Consider the following 18364-nt stretch of genomic DNA (forward strand, 5'->3'; position numbering starts at 1 on the left):
GTGCATTCTGCACCATTTTAGTTTAATTTTTTGCGTTTCGGGGAAACAGCACCGTTTCCGGGCAGAATTTCCATTCTCCATGCCGTAGGCAGATAGAATTTGGTGTGCGGGCCGAACCAGAGGTTGTAGATTTTCATGTATTCGCCGCTGACCCACAGTTTGTTCAGAGTCAGGTTGACGAAGTCACGGAAGTTGGAATCGTCCTCGGGCACTCCCAAGCCATAGGGCTCGTCGGAGATGAAATCGCCAACGATTTCCCAGGCTGCGGGGTCGGGGTCTGAGTTTTTCAAGCCCAGGAGAATGGTGGTATCTGCGCAGATCGCTGACAGGCGCCGGGCCTTCAGGTCCATGAAGGCTTGCGGATATCCGGGGTAGGTTTTGATTTTTGATCCGGGTTGGGCTTCGCGGATGTTGGCCTCGGCCCAGGAACCGTCGACAACCCCCACACGGCGGCCTGCCAGATCGGTCACGGAATGAACGCCAGAACCTCGTTTTGTCAGCAGCTTTTGCCCATCCATGAAGTAGGTAATGGAGAAGTCAATGTCGTCCTCGCGGGCAAAGTGATGCGTCATGGTGGCCGCGATGATGTCAACCTCGCCTCGTTGGATGAGAGGAATGCGGGCACTTTTTCGAACCGGCAAGGTTTCCAGACGTACTCCCAATGCCTGGGCCAGGGCCCGGCAGATATCGATCTCGAATCCAACGATCTCGCCGGTGTGTTCGTCGGTGTAACCGAAGGGGATGGCGTCGTCCCGGACCCCGGCGATGAGCACACCACGTTTCTTGATGGCTCGCAGTCTGCCTTTGAGTTCGGGCAGCGGTTCGGGGCAGTCGAGTTCAGGGCAGGGAGGACAGTCCGGGCAGGGTGTCTGCTCCGGGCAGTCAGGCTGTTCTTGCGAACAGCCGCCAACCAGCATCAGGCCGAGAAGCAGAATGAGCGCCGCTAAGGCGGAGAGAAGTCGATGGTCGCTGCGCATGAAGTGTCCTTTGACTGGTTGAGAGATGGGACTAGGCGAGTAAATTGTCCCTCAGTCCGGACGAATCTGTCAAGACGCTAGAAGTCTTCGAGTTCCCGGCGGATGATGGCTTTGTCATAGGCCATAAGAACATCCTTTTGGCGGAGTGCACCCACGACATGTCCGGTTCCCGAGGACTCAACAACGGGGAGTTGCGAGATTCCGCGAGCACTCATGATGCGCATGGCTTTCTGGATGTCGTCGCTGGGGGTTACGGTAACGAGATCCCGCGTTCCCACATCCCGGGCGATGACGAGGTAATGCAGGCCATCTTCTCTGAGCAGTGGGCGGATGTCTCTGAACGAGATGATGCCTGTCAGTTGTCCTGTCTTACCGGTGACATGGAGGTAGGGCACATTGTCATTCTTGAAAGTGAGGATGATGTCGATGAGCGGCATTGATTCGGGCACTGTGGTGACTTCGCTCGTCATGAAGCGTTTGACTTTAAGGGCTCGTAGGATGTTTTGCTCCATGCCCCCTGAGATGTCGATTCCTCGTCGTCTGAGCTTGAGGGTGTAGATGGAATCACGCTTGAGGGCACTGGCCACAATCGTCGCCAGGATGCAGGTAATCATCATGGGCAGGATGATCTTGTAGTCCCCAGTCATTTCGAAAATGATCAGGATGGCCGTGATTGGCGCATGAGTGGTTCCTGCTACCACAGCTCCCATGCCGACAAGGGCGTAGGCCCCTGGAGGCGCGATGCCAGGGAAGAGCTGACCCGCCGCCCAGCCGAAGGCTCCACCTGTCATGGCCCCGATGAACAGCGATGGAGCAAAGATTCCGCCGGAACCGCCCGACCCCAGAGTCAGCGAGGTTGCTGCAATTTTTACGAAGATCAGGCTGAGGAGCATCAGCCCTGTCATCTGACTGTGCAGAGCCATGTTCATGGTTCCGTATCCCACGCCAAAGGCTTCAGGCCACTGCAGAACAATCAGTCCCAGCAGTAGACCGCCCAGAGCGGGCTTGAGCCATTCGGGCAGGGGCAGTTTTTCGAAGACGTCTTCGGCTTTATAGAGAACGATGATGAAGGCTACGGCCGCGAATGCGGCCAGCACTCCGAGCAGGGGATAAATGCCAAATTCCCACAAGGTGTGGATCTCATAGGTCGGGATGGAGAAGTTGGGCAGATCACCCCAGTAAGACCGTGAAATGGCCGTGGCCGTGACCGAGGCGATGACTACCGGAGAAAAGGACATCAGGCCGAAATCACCAATAATGATTTCCAGAGCGAAGAGTACTCCCGCAATGGGAGCGTTGAAGGTGGCAGCGATACCTGCGGCTGCGCCACAGCCGACCATGGTTCGTTGATGCATGACGGTGACGCCAGCCAGCTGCCCCACTGATGATCCGATGCTGGATCCAATTTGGACCATGGGCCCTTCCCGCCCTGACGAACCGCCTGAGCCGATGCAGATGGCCGAAGCCAGGATCTTGATCAGGGCCACGCGTTTACGGATGCGACCACCTTGCAGAGCCAGGGCGGCCATGACCTCGGGCACGCCGTGCCCTTTGGCCTCGCTTGCACCAAAATGCACCACCAACCCTACGAGTAAACCTCCTACTGCTGGCAGCAGCGCCAGCTTCCATGGGGAGACGCTGCCATGGAAGGTCAGAATGTCGTGGGAGTTTTGATAGAAAGCAAATTGAGTACCCTGCAGAATATGCTGGAACAGGATCGCCCCCCAGCCGGACAGGGCACCGATGAAGATGGCCAGCAGCAGGTTGTAGATATGCTGCTCCATACAGAATCGTGTGAAGCCGATAGCGATTTCGCGACAGGTGTTCCGTAGCATACGCGGGCGTTGATCCTCCGGCTGACGGTCGTCGGCATTTCCTGTTGGCTAGGTGTCTGACATGGCTTCCACCACGTGTGCATCAAAACCCTTGATCTGAAGTTGTCTGGCACGGGACCATGCCTGGTCCGGGTCGTTGAATTGGCCCACCACCAACTGGGCGGTGTTGGTACTGTCCCAGACCCAGATGTATTCGTGGAGTCGGAATCCGTTTTTCAGGGCCTGCTCGCGCAACTGGTCGCGGGCGGCATCGCGTTGGTCCAGATTGTCATTGTCGAGCGATTCCCCCCGCAGCAAAACCCACCAGCGTTGTTTTGCTGGCTGCGGTGAACGTGCTGCACCTGCATTACGTACCAGGACGGCGAGATGGTTGATGGTGTTTTCTATTTCTCTTGCCAGAGGCATTACAGGACTCCTGATGCTGGGGAGTGGAATAGTCCTACACTCAATATGCTTGCCCCCGGCCGAAATGACAACAGAAAATAATAAACGACACCAAAGCCACAAGGCTTTGGTGTTCCTGTCGGGGGGAGTTTTTTTGGGGTCAGCGGGGAACGTTGGTCAGTTTGTTATACGCCCGGATAATGTTCAGCTCCCACTGCAGTCGGTCCTGGACCATGGTGACGATGCGTTTGGTGGGACGCCCGGCGAGTTGGCCGGCTTCGAACATGTTTTTGACCCGGGCGGCGATGTGGGATTCCAGGTTCAGCAGCAACAGCATAGCGCTGCGTTTGGCGTCGAGTTGCAGGGTTCCCAGGGGGGTTCCCTTGAGGGCAAGGACCCGTCCGAGGAACTCATGGTCGCGCCCAAGCTCACCTTCGGCTCCGGCCTTGCAGGATTTGCGCAGATCCGCCACGAGGTCTTCAATGGACTTTTTGCAGATTTTTGCCAGTGCTTCCTCAATGGCCTGGGCCTCTTTGTCTTTGCCGCTCAAGGCGATGTGATTCAGGAATTCCTCGGGGTCGCAGGTGTGCCGCAACAGATCGTTGGTGGTGACTCCATTGGCTGCGGAACCCAGCTTGGCCAAGGCGAAATAGATGGGTTTAATGCTATTGGAAATCGCACGCTTGACCTCGGTTGATTCCAGACAGGAGTTGGCAAATAGCAGAAATTTTCCTGAGGAGGAGAAGACCTTGTCCATGGTCTGACGCGTGTCCTGAAGGCTGTCCAGATATTCCTTGTCCTTGCGGATGGCGAAACTTTCCACCTTGTGGCGAGGCTTGGTAAAGATGACCCCCAGCTTATCGAGAGCACTATCTTTCAGATCCTTGAGAGCAGCCTCGGCCTCCTCGGAGTCTGCGGTGTCCAGGCAATGCAGCAGAGTGTTCAGGCTGGAGGATGTTTTTTCCACCAACACTCTATCTTCCTTACTCAGGGTGGAGCGAGGTGAGGCGGATGTGATTCCCCGGTTCAATGCCAGATAGAAATCAACCCGGCGCAGGTTGTCTGCCAGGGCACTTTCGATAGGTTCGAGGAAATCGCTGCCAAGCCCCCAGAGCAGGGTCATGCGCTTCAGCCGGTTGTTGATTTCCCGGGTCACGTGGGGTGGCAGGGAGATCATGGCGATTTCTTTGGCCTGGCGTTCGGATTCCAGATCCATGGTGTTGCTGGAGACGGTTAGCCCATTAAACGTTTGGACCACAACCAGCAGCGAGCGATACCAAGCTCGTAGCTCTGAAAGGCACTGTTCAGGGGAGATGCCTTCCAACCGTTTGCCCAGTCCCAGAGCGACTGGCCCGCGAACCGCGCCGTGAAGCAGGACTTGCCTGGCTTCATCCAGTAATTGCGCTCCATTGGAGGCCAGCTTCGGGAGCAGCAGGGCGAGCATCTGCCCCGCATCAAATTGTAATTTCGTGCAATCAAGGGTTTTGAGTTCATACAGCTGGCGTAACAGTTGACCATCATCGCTGTAGGATTTTTCTTCCGACTCAAAGGGGGTGTTGGTGATGCGGCGGCAGATTTCTTTGATGGAAAGCTTAGAGGCGTCGTTGATTTCGGCCTGCAGGCCCTTGGTGGTGTGCTTGCCGCCGTATGGCACCAACCCCTTGTTCAGGGTTTGGAGGGTAATCTTGGTGTTAGCCAGCAGGTCGCTGAAGCTTGGTCGGTGTTTTTCATCAATCTTGTCCGCCACGTCGCCGAAGGCCTGTTGCAAAGGATCAAAGGCAAGCCTGAGACGGTCCTTCATGTCTTCGGAAGTGAAGGCCAATAGCAGAGAGTGGATGGAATGCAGGCCATTGTCAAAGAAGTCGTTGGGAGACAGGGTTTCGTCCTTGCAACGAGTGATGAGCTGCAGGTCGGTACGGATCAATTTCTCACTGATCTTTTTGCGCGGTTGGGACGCAAGAGTGGCTGTCTGTTCCGCATCCTTCATGGTGAAAGATTTGAGGGCGTCCTGCACGGGTTTGGATTCCACGCGCTTGTGAGAGAAGGGGGGCCTGAGTGCAGCCAGCCCGTCCAGCAATCGCAGAGTCGCCGAACGTTCCGAACTTGTCTTGTCCTTGTTGGGGGCGTTTTGCAGGGAGAGGACCAGATACAAGGTCAGTCGATCGATATTGTCCGGCATGCGCGAGACACTCTTGGCGATATAGTCCGCACCAAGCCCCAACACCATGCAGATCCGGTGCATGCGCCCATATACAGCCTCGAACAAATCGGGATCGATACGCTCCTGGGAGATGCGCGTCCAGCTTTCACCGCGCCAGTGGAATGAGCTTAAGACATTGAGTCCTTTGAGAATATACCGATCTTCATCGCCGGAATGGTTCTCGATGAATTCGAACCGATCGTTGCGGACATTAACTTTGGTGCCAGGGCCAACGCCCCAGAGCTTCATCCTGTCGGGCTGCACGGCAACGTCCAAAAACGAACGGAAGCCGAAGAGAGTCAAAGCCCCTCTGAAAGTGATATTTGGCGGTGACTGGCGCAGGATATCGTGATGTAGGTGCAGTCCTCCCATGATCTGAAGCTCATGGGTGAAGGCGGAATTGACCTTGAGTGCTCCGCGCGCAATAAAATCCCCCTGCACGGTGTGGATGTCGGGGATGACGCTGAGGGAGTGTATCTCGTCGGCCAACATCAGGTCGCCCAGCCATTCTCCTTCTCTGTATAGCACGCCGATTTCACCAGTGACCTTGTCAGCCCCGATACGGGTCTTGGCGGCCAGAGTATCAAGAAATTCGCACCAGCGGGTTTCGGTCTCCGGGGTTCTGGGGATGCGCAGGTCGGGCAGGAATTGAATGGTGTATCCGCTCTTGCCCCCGAGCTTCAGGTCCAGCAGATAATTCTGGCGCTCCATTTTCCGTTTGGCGTGCTGAATGGCGACTTTGGCAATTTTCTGGCTACGTTCTTCCAGCTTGTCCGAGGAGAGCTTGAGGCCAATAATGCTCAGTCCCTTTTTGATGAAGGCATCAAGGCGCCGGACGACCTCATTCTCGTCCTCTACCTCCGAACAGAGTCGGATGTAGGCGGTACTCATCTTCTTGATGAATTTGGCTGAAAGACTGGAGTGTTGTGCCATGTTTGTGTGGGGCTGATGATTAGTAGATGAAAACAGTACGATTTTAGGGTGATCTGCTCCGGCGCGTCAAGCGGGAAGGCTTGAAAACCGTAGCTTCCCGCAGACAATAATCATTCACATGTTGATGACTTCGGGGACTGTGATCGCTGTCTCTGGGCCACTGCGCTCGTGAATCCTGAGGGCATGGGGTGTCGAGGATAGAGAATTGACCACTGTTGCACGCGGACCGGATAGTCTGGTACATCATGATGGAAAACCTCAAATGTTTGCCGGAAGGCCCAGTGAAATTGTTCCGGCCCAGGAACTCACGAATGGGAGGGGAAATGCGAGTCACCATTGCCATAACTGTTTGCACGCTAGTGGTCCTGATGGCTGCCAGCGTTTTGAATGCTCAATCCGTCTATGTTCCAGGCAAGGCCAAGCCCGAGCAGGTGGTCAAGGCCCGGAAGTTTGCCATGCGGGCCCTCAACTCAAACTTGCGTGACATTCGATTCAAGCTCAAACGCGGGGATTCGGATGGGATGTTGACTCCGGCCCTGAACCTTTCCGCCATCGCAAGATTCCTGCCCTATGCCTTCGTCGAAAAGCACGAAGCTGCTTACCCCCTCAAAGGATCCAACAAGTATTTCAAAGGGGGAGCACCCGAGGAGATTCAGGCTGGCGCTGAGTACTTGAATGTTCAGGCAGCTAAACTCCTGAACATGGCCACGAGCAAGAATATGAAAGCCCTCGATCAACAGAACAACCGCATCAAGAGGGCTTGTGTGAGTTGTCACAGTCAGTTCCGGGGTGAATTCTAACAGGCTCAGGCGGGTGGAAAACGGCCATCTGCGTTGTTAAGTGAATTGTTAGCGAACGAGTGAGCTTACAAGACCTTATGCCTTAGGTCTGCTGCACTCGACTCAAACGCTCGTGTATGGAAAATCCACGTCGAGCTTGAGTCGATTTTGTGCTTGGCATTCGATGCTTGATCCGCCTCCCAGAAGAGCTTTTCCGATTGTTTAAGGCAACACCTCGTCATGTTTTCTCTCGGTGTTTCGAGTGGCAGACAATTTGCCTCCACTGGCATGGTCAGATTCCGACTATTGATTCCCGGCGTGTGGAAAGGTACACCTGTGCCCACCGCACGCCTCTTGGTGTGTGACAACCACGACCGAGAACAGGGTTGCCATGTCGTCCACTCAGCTCGAAAAGAGTTTTTGTTCCGAAAAAGTCTGCGATCTGACACCGTTTCTGGTGATGGAAGTGCTGGAAAAAGCCCACCGCATGGAGCGCGAGGGAATCTCCGTTATCCATATGGAAGTAGGTGAGCCAGACTTTGATACGCCAAATGCCGTGATCGAAGCCGCCGAGCGGGCCATGCGAAGTGGTCAGACCCATTATACCCACTCCATGGGGCTTCTTGAACTGCGTGAGGCCATTGCCGGGCACTATCACGCCCAATATGGCGTTGAGGTTTCGCCTGAACGCATCGTGGTGACTCAGGGTACCTCGCCCGCAATGATGCTGACTTTCGCTGCATTGCTGGAAGACAATGACGAGGTCATCATTTCCGACCCGCATTATGCCTGCTACCCGAATTTCATCCGTTTTGCCGGAGGAAAACCCGTCAAGGTCCGCGTGTTCGAGGAAGACGGCTTCCAGTATCGCCCCGAGGTGATTGCCGAACGCATCGGGCCCCGCACCAAGGGGATTCTCATCAATTCACCGTCCAATCCCACGGGGAACCTGCTGTCCGAGAAACGGATGCGGGCCATTGCCGAACTGGAACCCTATGTGGTTTCCGATGAAATCTATCATGGGTTGGTGTATGGTGGAGACACCGAGCATTCGATTCTTGAATTCACGGACAGAGCCTTTGTATTCAACGGTTTCTCCAAGCTGTATGCCATGACGGGCTGGCGCCTGGGCTATGTCATTGCCCCTCCCGAGTTCGTACGCGGGTTGCAGGTCATGAGTCAGAATTTTTTCATCTCCGCCAATGCCCCCACCCAATGGGCAGGGATTGCGGCCCTTCAGGAGACGGCTCAGGACGTGGAGCGCATGCGCTCGGTCTATGATGAGCGTCGCCAGTTCATGATCAAGCGGCTGAAGGAGATAGGCTTCGGCATTACCGTGGAACCGACGGGTGCCTTCTATGTTCTGGCGAACGCCACGGCTTTGAACCCGGAAAAGGCCGCTGATTCTCTGGCCTTGGCCTATGACATACTGGACAAGGCCCATATCGGCGTGACCCCGGGGATCGATTTTGGGGAAGGTGCGCAGGGCTATATCCGATTCTCCTACGCCAATTCTCTGGAGAATCTCGCCGAAGGCATGAATCGTCTGGAACAATACGTGAACAACCATCTCAGAAAATAGGATAGGACGATGTCTCGCAATGTGACCCCCAAGAATGCCATGAAGAAGAAGTTCGAAGTCGAGGACTCGAACAAAACTGCAATTTACCGCCGTGGAAGCAACACCAAGCCTGCCTTGAGTGGCGAGACCGTGTTTCTGGTCGGGCTACGTGCCAGTGGCAAGACTTCACTGGGACGCCTGGTGGCCGAAAGACTAGGCCTGCCTTTTGCCGACACGGATCAATTGTTGGTCGAGAAGACCGGACGCAGCATCGCCGAGATCGTTGAATCCGAGGGCTGGGACGAATTCCGTCGTTTGGAGACGGACGTTTTGCGTGAGGTTGCCGGTAAGCCCATGGTTGTTGCCACAGGTGGAGGCATCGTGCTGGCCCGGGAAAACCGCGAGATGCTTAAGGCTGGCGGTCCTGTTTTCTACCTGCTGGCGACCACGCTGCTGGTGGTGGATCGACTGACTCGGGACATGGACCCCGAAAATCGTCCTCCATTGACCGAGTTGCCCCTGACCGAGGAAATGGGCGAACTGCGCGAGGAGCGTGACCCCTTGTATATGGAAGTCGCCAAATTCGTGCTGCGCGCCGAAGAATCTCTGGAGGAACTCGTGGCTGAGGTCCAGGAAAAGATGCGGCTCGTGGAGATGATGAAGCGCCGCCGCTGATGGGGCCACATGATGATAGAAGCGTAAAGCCGCTGCCTGGGAACAGGCGGCGGCTTTTTAGTGATGGATACCGGGATGGACGGTTAACCGTGCAGTGTGCCGTAGACTCTCGCCATCAGGGGTTTGGAATAGATGCCAAGACGTGAGAGCATCCATTTGGCGCTCTTGTTCTTGGCCTTGAAACGATAGGCTGCGTCTGCAGATTTGCCTGGCAGGTTGGGGCCTAGCGCCGTCGTGAAGAACACGGAGAATCCCAACTCTTTGGCGATCTCCAGAGCTTCCTTGCTGAATTCGCCCCAGGGCCAGGCCAAAGTGCTCACCGGGTGGCCCATCTCCCGCTCCAGAATCTCTTTGCTGGTGGTCAGGTCCGCGCGCAGACGGGTCTGGAATTCTTCGGGTGTTTCCATGCGGCCCAAGCGCTCTGCGGGGAGCTCCCGAATGCGGCGCATGATGTCCTCGTGCTTGGCGGGATCGGCAAAGAAACGTTTGGCGCTGTCGTAATCCTGGGGAACAATGGAACTGATGATGCCGTATAATTCTTCCGAGGGGAGGAAGGCCTCATTGGCCATGGCCGCGCCGCGGCTGAAATCGGGCAGTCCGTAGATGACGTTCTGGTCGATGCGGTCGAAGGTGCGGCGGCGTATGCCGGGCTTGAACAGCTTTTCAAAGCTGGACGAGGTAAAGACGGAGCGGTGAGTGTGGGTATGAGCCGCAATGGACATAACCCCCGAGGCTTCCATCAGGCGGGCTTCCTTCCAGGAAAAGAAAAGATCCGTGCGGACGCGTAAACCATCGCTGCCACCACGCCCGGGGAGATTGGCCTGGGGCAGTTCGTTCATGCCAACGAATCCTTCCCAGACGTCCTTCAGGGACGGGCGAGGGTTCTGCTCGCTTACAATCTTGTTGGTGACAGTGAACACGGTGCCTTTGTGGCCGTGCTTTTCAAGAAGGGGCCAAGCGTAAACGAAGTTGTCAAGAAAGCCGTCGTCAAAAGTGATCAGTGCCGAGCCCTTGGGCAGTTCTCGGCCATCGCGAAGATATTCCTCGGCCTCGACCAAAGAGATGCCCGTGTAGCCGGCACTTGTCATGGCTTCCAGGTGGCTCTCGAAAATTTCCGGCGCCACGGCAATGGAGTTGGGCCAGGAGCTGATGTAATGATACATGAGAACAGGCAGACTTTTCAGCATGGCGTGAGGTTTTTCCCCTTAACTCTCTTGGATGCTTGACTGAACGCTTTTGTGGCTTATTGTTAGCGGTGTTACCGCCTCATCCCTGGCGGTCCAAGGAGAGCTATACGAGATGAGCGTTGAATACAAGGACTATTACAAGGTACTGGGCGTGTCCAAGAAGGCCAGCAAGGAAGAGCTGTCCAAGGCTTTCAAGAAACAGGCTCGTAAATATCATCCGGATTTGAACCCCGACAATCCTCAGGCCGAGGCCAAGTTCAAGGAAGCGAATGAGGCCTATGAGGTCCTTAAGGATCCTGAAAAACGCCGGATGTATGATCAGCTTGGTCCCAACTGGCAGCATGGGCAGAATTTCCAGCCTCCGCCGGGATTTGAGGGTTTTCAATTCCAGGATGGCGGTGCCGATGGTTTTTCGGACTTTTTCGAGACCATCTTCGGTGGTGGTTTTGGAGGCGGCTTCGGAGGCCGTGGCGGCGGAGGTTTTCGTCAGGGGCCTCGACGCGGCAGCGATGTCGAAGCCAGCCTGGATCTGACCCTTGAGGAAGCCTACCGCGGCGGAGCCAAGAATGTGACCCTGCAGGAGCGTGTGGCTGGCCCGGGGGGTGTTCCCACCATGAACACTAAGACCCTGGAAGTGAATATCCCTGCCGGGGTCAAAGATGGTGCGCGTATTCGCCTGTCCGGTCAGGGGAATCCGGGTCCTGGCGGCGGTCCAGCCGGTGATCTTTTCATGAAATTGCGCATCCAGCCACACCGCCTGTTCAAGGTGGAAGGGGTCAACGTGGTGCTTGATCTGCCTTTGGCCCCTTGGGAGGCAACCCTCGGTATTGCGGTTCAAGTGCCTACTCTGGATGGCAAGGTCGAGATGACCATCCCGGCGGGAGTGTCCAGCGGCCAGAAATTGCGACTCAAGGGCAAGGGCCTGGGGAGCGGCATGGGGCGTGGCGATCAGATGGTGCGTGTGATGGTCAGGACCCCCAAGGATTTGAGCGACGAACAACGCGAATTGTGGAAGCAGTTGTCTGAAATTTCGGATTTCAACCCTAGAACATTCTAGCGGTCTGGAGGCTATCCCCCATGAGTGATGAGCATAATAATTTCATGAGCGAATCCTCTGAGAAATTGCCCGAACCCTCGGTGCAGATATCGTGGTCGGAGTTTGTGGAGCAGACCCGCATTCATCCGTCCCGTCTGGGAGAGCTTATCGACCTGGGCTGGATTCAGCCAGTGGTCACGGGGGAAGAGTTGTATCTGTTCCGAGTGCGAGACGTGTACCGGACCCGCAAGCTGGAACGGATATGTCTGGACCTGGGCGTTTCGGCCGTTGGCGGAACGATCATTGTGGATCTTTTGGGGCGCATCGAACGTCTCGAAGCCAAGATCAAGGAATTGGAACAGTTCAAGTAATCGCCCAACATAATTTTTTGATGATCGTGGAGACTGTTCATGGATCTCAATAAATTCACTCAGAAGAGTCAGGAAGCCGTTTCCAAGGCTCAGGATATTGCGATTCGCAGTGGGCATCAGCAGGTTGATGCCGAGCACCTGCTCCTCTCGCTCATGCAGCAAAGCGGTGGCCTGGCCTCTCGACTTGTGGAGCAGGCTGGGGCGGACCCGAAGGCCTATATCAGGGCCCTGGAAGCAGAGATTGCAAAGCTGCCCAGGGTCTCTGGCTCCGGCGCGGCTCCCGGCAATATCTATGTGACCGATCGCCTGACCCGTTGTCTGATTACGGCACAGGATCAGGCGGGGCGCATGAGCGACGAATACGTCAGCGTGGAGCATCTCCTGTTGGCGCTGGTGGCCGAATCACCAAGCACTGGAGTGGGGCGCGTCAACAAGCAGTTTGGCGTGAATACCGAGAAGGTGCTGGCTGCGCTGACCAAGGTCCGTGGCTCGCAGCGCGTGACTTCCGCCAATCCCGAGGAAACATACGACGCTCTCAAGAAGTACGGTCGGGATTTGGTGGAGGAAGCCAAGAAAGGCAAACTTGATCCTGTCATCGGTCGCGATGAAGAGATTCGTCGCTGTATCCGTATCCTGTCGCGTCGAACCAAGAACAACCCCGTGCTTATCGGTGAGGCGGGCGTAGGCAAGACCGCCATTGTGGAAGGCCTGGCCCAGCGCATCCTTGCCCAGGATGTCCCTGAAGGGTTGAAGAATAAGATTCTCTTTTCTCTGGATCTTGGATCACTCATCGCCGGGGCCAAGTTTCGGGGAGAGTTCGAGGAACGGCTGAAGGCCGTCTTGAGTGAAGTGGAGAAATCCGAAGGTCGCATTCTGTTGTTCATTGACGAGCTGCATACCATCGTGGGGGCCGGAAAGACCGAAGGTTCCATGGATGCGGGCAATTTGCTCAAGCCCATGCTGGCTCGTGGTGAGCTGCATTGCATTGGCGCGACCACCCTGGATGAGTATCGCAAGTACATCGAGAAGGACCCGGCTCTGGAACGTCGCTTCCAGCCTGTGGTGGTGGATGAACCCAGTGTGGAGGACACCATCTCCATCCTGCGCGGTCTGTCCGAACGGTTTGAGGTGCACCACAAGGTGCGCATTGCCGATGCCGCACTGGTGGAGGCTGCCGTGCTCTCACATCGCTATCTTTCTGATCGTCAGTTGCCGGACAAGGCCATTGATCTGATTGATGAGGCTGCGGCCATGATTCGCACGGAGATCGACTCTATGCCTGCCGAGTTGGACCAGCTGAATCGCAAGGTGATGCAATTGGAAATCGAGCGTGAAGCCTTGAAGCGCGAGACCGATACCAAGTCGCGAGAGCGTTTGGAAAAATTGGTGCGCGAATTGGCGGACCTGAAGTCCGGACAGGCGGCCCTGACTGCCCAGTGGGAGCGCGAGAAGGCGTCCATCGGCGGAGTCGCGGATGTGAAGGAGCGCATTGATGATATTCGCCGCCAGATTGAAGAAGCCAAGCGCGAGATGGATTATGCACGGGCTGCTGAGTTGACGCATGGCACCCTGCGAGAGCTGGAGAAGCGTCTGGAGGCTTCGGAAACCGGCGAAACCGGGGATGACGCTCCACGCTTGCTGCGTGAGGAGGTCGGCCCTGATGACGTTGCTCAGATCATCGCCCGCTGGACTGGCATTCCGGCCTCACGCCTCTTGGAAGGCGAGCGCGAGAAACTGCTCCGGCTGGGCGACCAGCTGCACGAACGTGTCGTGGGGCAGGACGCCGCTGTACAGGCCGTCTCCAATGCGGTGCTACGTGCCCGAGCCGGATTGCAGGACCCCTCCAGGCCCATTGGTTCGTTCATTTTCCTGGGTCCCACGGGCGTGGGCAAGACTGAGTTGAGCAAGACCCTGGCTGCGGCCCTGTTCGATACCGAAGAGAACATGATTCGCCTGGATATGAGCGAGTATCAGGAGAAGCATACGGTGGCTCGTCTCATCGGTGCCCCTCCGGGTTACATCGGCTACGATGAGGGTGGGCAGTTGACAGAAGCCGTACGGCGCAAGCCGTATTCCGTGGTGCTGTTCGACGAGATCGAGAAGGCACATCCCGATGTCTTCAATACGCTGCTGCAGATTTTGGATGATGGGCGGCTGACCGATAGCCATGGCCGTACCGTGGACTTCAAGAATACGATCATCATCATGACCTCCAACCTTGGTTCCCAGTACCTGCTGGACGGTATTTCCGAATCAGGTGAGCTCAAAGAAGGGGTTCAGGACAAGGTTCTGGAACAACTGCGTGGCCATTTCCGGCCTGAGTTCCTGAACCGGGTGGACGAGATTGTGAACTTCAAGCCGCTCCTGTCCGAACAGCTGAAGACGATCGTTGATCTGATGCTCTCGGGTCTGCGCTCGCGCTTGGCCGAACGCAAGATGAGCCTTCAATTGACTGATGCTGCCAAGGCTCTGGTCGTGGAGAGAGCTTATGAACCGGCCTTTGGGGCACGTCCGTTGCGTCGTTATCTCCAGAATTATATGGAGACTCCGCTGGCGCGGGCACTGATCGCTGGTTCCGTAGGTGATGGCGACCAAATCACCGTGGATGTCAAAGACGGGCAATTGACCATCGGTTAACGGGATTTGAAAGAAAAGCGAAGCCCCTCGCTCTTGTGGCGAGGGGCTTTTTTCTTGCCTGAAAGCCCAATAGATTTTATTCTGAGCGGTGAAGTCGGGTAGCGTTGCGGGCCTTGTGTATTGGTCATTGTTGGTCTTTGTGTCTGTTTTGGGGGGTCTGTGCGTGTATTTTTACTGCTGGTTTGTTCGATTTGTTTCAGCTTGTGGTTGACCACGCTTTGTCTGGCAGATGAGCAAGGGTTGCGACTGGGGACAGATGAGTGGCCTCCCTATGAATACTCCACGCCCAACGGTGAAATTACAGGCATTGCGACTGACCTGTTGAAAGAGGTCTTCTCCCGGATGGATGCCCCCGTGGCGAGCCTGGAGAGTTTTCCCTGGGCCAGAGGCCTGAAACAGATCGAGGCGGGGCGACTGGACGTTCTGTTTTCAGCCAATTACGACGAAACCCGATTGCGCTACGTTCGATATCCGAAGGGTGATCTGGTTTTGTCTCAGTGGGTGTTTTTTGTGCGATCGGAAGATCGTGAGCGTTTGACCTTTAATTCTTTTGACGATCTGAAGGATCACCGGATCGGTGTGGTTCGTGACTATTCATACACGCCAGAGTTTAGTGATTTTATTGAGAAAAATAAAAGTGCAGTTGTCGTGAGCTCTGACCGGGCCAATCTGGAACTCCTGCTCCGGGGACGCGTAGACTATGCGCTGTGTGATTATCTCAATTGTCTGCAACTGGTGAATCAGGATCGGCTTGAAGGTCAGATTTTTCCCTTGGACGACAAGCCTCTTGCTAATATTTATCTCTATCCGATGTTCAATCGTTCCACTGTCTCCCAGGAGTTTGTGGACCGTTTCGACGAGGTTCTTCTTGGATTGAAACGTGAGGCGCGCTATTGGGATATCATCAACCGGCATATCAAATAGACCCTCAGGTGAGCTTGTCTTCTGCGGCTTTTCCTTCGCGGCGACAGTTGTTATGACAGGCCCATGAGCAAGACCAGCCACAGGCCGGACGTTAAGTTCTGGCGCGATCCCGATCTTCCGGGTGTGGAGATTCGCTACTCCCGATACACCACGGTATGTTTTCCCAAACATACCCACGACTGCTATTCCGTCGCTATTGTGGAAGAGGGAACCAACACTGCGTTTCTGCGTGACAGCACCGTCGCCATGACGGCGGGCGATCTGATCGTGATCCACCCCGGTGAGGTGCATGCCTGCAACCCTCTGCAAGATTCCGGTTGGACGTATCGCATGTTTTACATCGATGCCGAAATTTTGGAGGCCGCTGCCTTGGATGTTTTCGAGTCCGGATTGGAAACTCCAGAGTTCCCTGAACCAGTGTTCCGTGATGATGAACTCAGTCAGGCTCTAGTCGGGCTGAATGAGGCCATTGAGCAGGGGGCCGATGCTCTCGAGAAGGAATCACGCCTGCTGGACGCTTGCGCAATGCTCCTTTCCCGTCATGCACAGGCAATATTGCCCGAGGCTCGACCCCAAGGTGACAGCGAGGCCACAGGATTGATCAGAAAGCGTCTGGAGGCTGATCCCACAGCCACAGTCAAACTTGAAGAACTTGCCGCGCTTACCGGTCTGTCGCGCTACGCCGCGTTGCGCACGTTCCAGCGCGAAGAAGGCCTCTCACCCCATGCTTATCAGACTCAACTCAGAATCGCTCAGGCCAAGCGCTTGATGCGTGACGGAGCCTCCATCGTGGATGCCGCCCTGGCCACAGGCTATTCCGATCAGAGTCACTTCTCCAACGCCTTCAAGCAGGTGACCGGAGCCACCCCCCGCCAATATCGGTTGAGCCGCCCCTAAGCGGTCCGCTGCTTTGTTGTTTTTGAGGATTGAAACTTTTGCGTTTTCCATTGGCTATCTCTGACCGCCCCGTCTCGTGATGATGCCCAGACGGGGTTGCAATATTCTTCAAGAATCCGCACGCGCCATGCGCTAGGTCCCTGTCGAACCCCCAATCACAGGAGACTTTCATGGCTGTTATTACCAATCCCAAATGCGTCATCATCATTGATCCCGAATTACCTCTGGGGCTCATCGCCAACACCGCTGCCGTGCTGTCGTTGTCCTTGGGGCGCAAAGCGCCACATGTCGTGGGGCCTCCGGTGGTGGATGCTTCTGGTGTGGTCCACGAGGGCATTACCGGGGTGCCCATTCCCGTACTCAAATCGCAGAGAGACGCCTTACGCGGGCTGAGTACTCAGGCCCGGGAATCAGGACTGTATGTGGTCGGGTTCACCAGAGCAGCGCAGACCTCCAGGCGTTATGATGAGTACGAAGTGAAGATGTCTGCCGTTTCGTCCGAGGAGCAGTGCTATCTCGGGCTGGCACTGTATGGGGAATCCAAGTCAGTCAGCCGTCTGACCGGGAACCTCGGTCTGCTCAGGTAGTTGAAGGGCACCGGAGTGTGGGCTTTTCTCCCGCTCGCGAGCATGGTATTGAGCTTGGCAATGATTCGAATTTTCCTCATTCTTTTCATGCCGCTGGCTGTGCTGGGCGGTTGCTGGACAGCCTTTGGGCTGCTGGAGTTGTTGCCACCGCGTGCCATGGAGGTTGTTCCGTATGGAACGGTAACCTTAGCCGCCATTATCTGCTGGCGCTTCAGGCGCAGCCGGGCTGTTCCCGTACTCGTCCTTGTTGCCCTGGTTTGCTGGTTTGTGGCTCTGATGCCTGAGGGTGTGGGGCAGGGACCGTTGAGTCGTGTTGTCCTGGCTTCCTTTGCCGTATTTGTGCCTCCCAACGTGTTGTTGGCTTCGCTGATTGGCGACCGGGGAGTGTTCAATCGCAGTGGATTGGGGCAGCTGGCGTTTTATGGTGTGCAGGCGCTGGTGGTGCTGTTTGTGGCTTCCGGGGCTTTTGGTGCTTACGAGCCGCAGGCTGCACAAATGCTCATCGACTCTGCCGATCAACTCCTGCACTGGCGATTGTTAGACTCGTCCTGGGACCAATGGACCATCCTGCCTCAACCTGCGCTTCTCAGTGGCGCAGTGGCTGTTGTGCTGTTGTTGTTGAAGGCCATGGTCAAGGATTCGCCCATGGACGCCGGGCTTGCTGCAGGTATGGCGGGTATCCTGGCCGCATTGCATGCCGTGGGGCATGCGCCCCAGCCCGCGGCGTTCGCCACGGGTGCTGCTCTGGCCCTGGTCGTGCCTTTGTTGCAGGACTCCTATCGAATGGCTTTCCTCGATGAATTGACGGGACTGCCTGCGCGTCGATCCCTTGTGGCCGATCTGCGGGGGCTGGGAAGTCGCTATAGCATTGCCATGGCGGACATCGACCATTTCAAGAAATTCAACGACACCTATGGGCATGATGTGGGCGATGAGGTCCTGCGCATGGTGGCCTCGCATCTGGGGAAGGTGAGTGGTGGTGGCCGAGCCTATCGCTATGGCGGCGAGGAGTTCACGATTCTGTTTCCGCGCAAAGGCAAGGATGATGCCTTTGAACATCTGGATGCCTTGCGAGCTGCCATTGAGTCTGCCGGATTTGCCGTGCGCACCAAACCCAGGCCGGTCAAGAAGCCCAAGGCCAAGCCTGTGAAGAAGCAGCCGGCGACAAAGACCGTCTCGGTGACGATTTCCATGGGAGTGGCTGAGCGTGAGACAGGGCAGACCCCGGAAGAAGTCCTCAAGCAGGCGGATAAGACCCTGTACAAGGCCAAGAAGAAGGGAAGAAACAGGGTTGAGAAGGCCTAGCCCGATGTCTGAATGTTCAGAGTGACAACTTTGTTCCGCGAAGGAATTGCCTTTTCGCTGCGTAAGATTCCGCTGA

At 56.0% G+C, this 18364-nt stretch carries 15 protein-coding genes; 10 read left to right on the forward strand and 5 right to left on the reverse strand.

Going from position 1 to position 18364, the window contains the following annotated elements:
* Positions 1–17: 17 nt before the first annotated feature.
* The 4 genes from EL361_RS00880 to EL361_RS00895 all read right to left on the reverse strand — a co-directional run bounded on the left by EL361_RS00880 (position 18) and on the right by EL361_RS00895 (position 6329).
* Entirely contained in the window at positions 18–977 is a 960-nt protein-coding gene (locus EL361_RS00880) for an ABC transporter substrate-binding protein (protein WP_232034838.1), read from the reverse strand.
* Between the two features lie 77 nt (positions 978–1054).
* Positions 1055–2812, reverse strand: coding sequence for a chloride channel protein (locus EL361_RS00885; RefSeq protein WP_232034839.1), 1758 nt, complete (start codon positions 2810–2812; stop codon positions 1055–1057).
* Positions 2813–2860: 48 nt separating this feature from the next.
* A complete protein-coding gene (locus tag EL361_RS00890; RefSeq protein ID WP_126375703.1) occupies positions 2861–3217 on the reverse strand; it encodes a hypothetical protein in 357 nt (118 codons plus the stop codon).
* Positions 3218–3356: 139 nt separating this feature from the next.
* Positions 3357–6329 (reverse strand): hypothetical protein, encoded by a 2973-nt coding sequence (locus tag EL361_RS00895; RefSeq protein WP_126375704.1) that lies wholly within the window; start codon positions 6327–6329, stop codon positions 3357–3359.
* 323 nt (positions 6330–6652) lie between these two features.
* Between EL361_RS00895 and EL361_RS00900 the strand changes: the two genes are divergently transcribed.
* The 3 genes from EL361_RS00900 to aroL all read left to right on the forward strand — a co-directional run bounded on the left by EL361_RS00900 (position 6653) and on the right by aroL (position 9344).
* A complete protein-coding gene (locus EL361_RS00900; protein ID WP_172961573.1) occupies positions 6653–7129 on the forward strand; it encodes a cytochrome c in 477 nt (158 codons plus the stop codon).
* A gap of 370 nt (positions 7130–7499) precedes the next feature.
* Positions 7500–8690: a pyridoxal phosphate-dependent aminotransferase gene (locus EL361_RS00905; RefSeq protein WP_126375706.1), complete on the forward strand. Its 1191-nt coding sequence runs from the start codon at positions 7500–7502 to the stop codon at positions 8688–8690.
* Between the two features lie 9 nt (positions 8691–8699).
* Positions 8700–9344: a shikimate kinase AroL gene (gene aroL / locus EL361_RS00910; protein WP_126375707.1), complete on the forward strand. Its 645-nt coding sequence runs from the start codon at positions 8700–8702 to the stop codon at positions 9342–9344.
* Positions 9345–9427: 83 nt separating this feature from the next.
* Here aroL and EL361_RS00915 read toward each other — a convergent pair whose 3' ends face one another.
* Complete coding sequence (locus EL361_RS00915) at positions 9428–10531, reverse strand: polysaccharide deacetylase family protein (RefSeq protein ID WP_126375708.1); 1104 nt, start codon at positions 10529–10531, stop codon at positions 9428–9430.
* 112 nt (positions 10532–10643) lie between these two features.
* On the opposite strand from EL361_RS00915, the gene EL361_RS00920 reads away from it, so the two are divergent.
* The 7 genes from EL361_RS00920 (at position 10644) to EL361_RS00950 (ending at position 18288) form a co-directional block, all read left to right on the forward strand.
* Positions 10644–11588: a DnaJ C-terminal domain-containing protein gene (locus EL361_RS00920; protein ID WP_126375709.1), complete on the forward strand. Its 945-nt coding sequence runs from the start codon at positions 10644–10646 to the stop codon at positions 11586–11588.
* A 20-nt stretch (positions 11589–11608) separates the two neighbouring features.
* Complete coding sequence (locus tag EL361_RS00925) at positions 11609–11938, forward strand: chaperone modulator CbpM (RefSeq protein WP_232034840.1); 330 nt, start codon at positions 11609–11611, stop codon at positions 11936–11938.
* A gap of 39 nt (positions 11939–11977) precedes the next feature.
* Positions 11978–14575 carry an ATP-dependent chaperone ClpB gene (gene clpB / locus EL361_RS00930; protein WP_126375710.1) on the forward strand — a complete coding sequence of 866 codons (2598 nt, stop codon included), beginning with the start codon at positions 11978–11980 and terminating at the stop codon, positions 14573–14575.
* 159 nt (positions 14576–14734) lie between these two features.
* Positions 14735–15499 carry a substrate-binding periplasmic protein gene (locus EL361_RS00935; RefSeq protein ID WP_172961574.1) on the forward strand — a complete coding sequence of 255 codons (765 nt, stop codon included), beginning with the start codon at positions 14735–14737 and terminating at the stop codon, positions 15497–15499.
* 63 nt (positions 15500–15562) lie between these two features.
* Complete coding sequence (locus EL361_RS00940) at positions 15563–16396, forward strand: AraC family transcriptional regulator (protein ID WP_126375712.1); 834 nt, start codon at positions 15563–15565, stop codon at positions 16394–16396.
* A gap of 170 nt (positions 16397–16566) precedes the next feature.
* Positions 16567–16983, forward strand: a complete 417-nt coding sequence (locus EL361_RS00945) for a DUF2000 domain-containing protein (RefSeq protein WP_126375713.1) — start codon at positions 16567–16569, stop codon at positions 16981–16983.
* A 60-nt stretch (positions 16984–17043) separates the two neighbouring features.
* The gene (locus tag EL361_RS00950) at positions 17044–18288 is read left to right on the forward strand and encodes a GGDEF domain-containing protein (RefSeq protein WP_172961575.1); all 1245 of its coding nucleotides are present in this window, start codon (positions 17044–17046) and stop codon (positions 18286–18288) included.
* Positions 18289–18364: the final 76 nt, after the last annotated feature.

It is taken from the genome of Desulfovibrio ferrophilus, from assembly GCF_003966735.1.
Taxonomy (GTDB): Bacteria; Desulfobacterota; Desulfovibrionia; order Desulfovibrionales; family Desulfovibrionaceae; genus Desulfovibrio_Q; species Desulfovibrio_Q ferrophilus.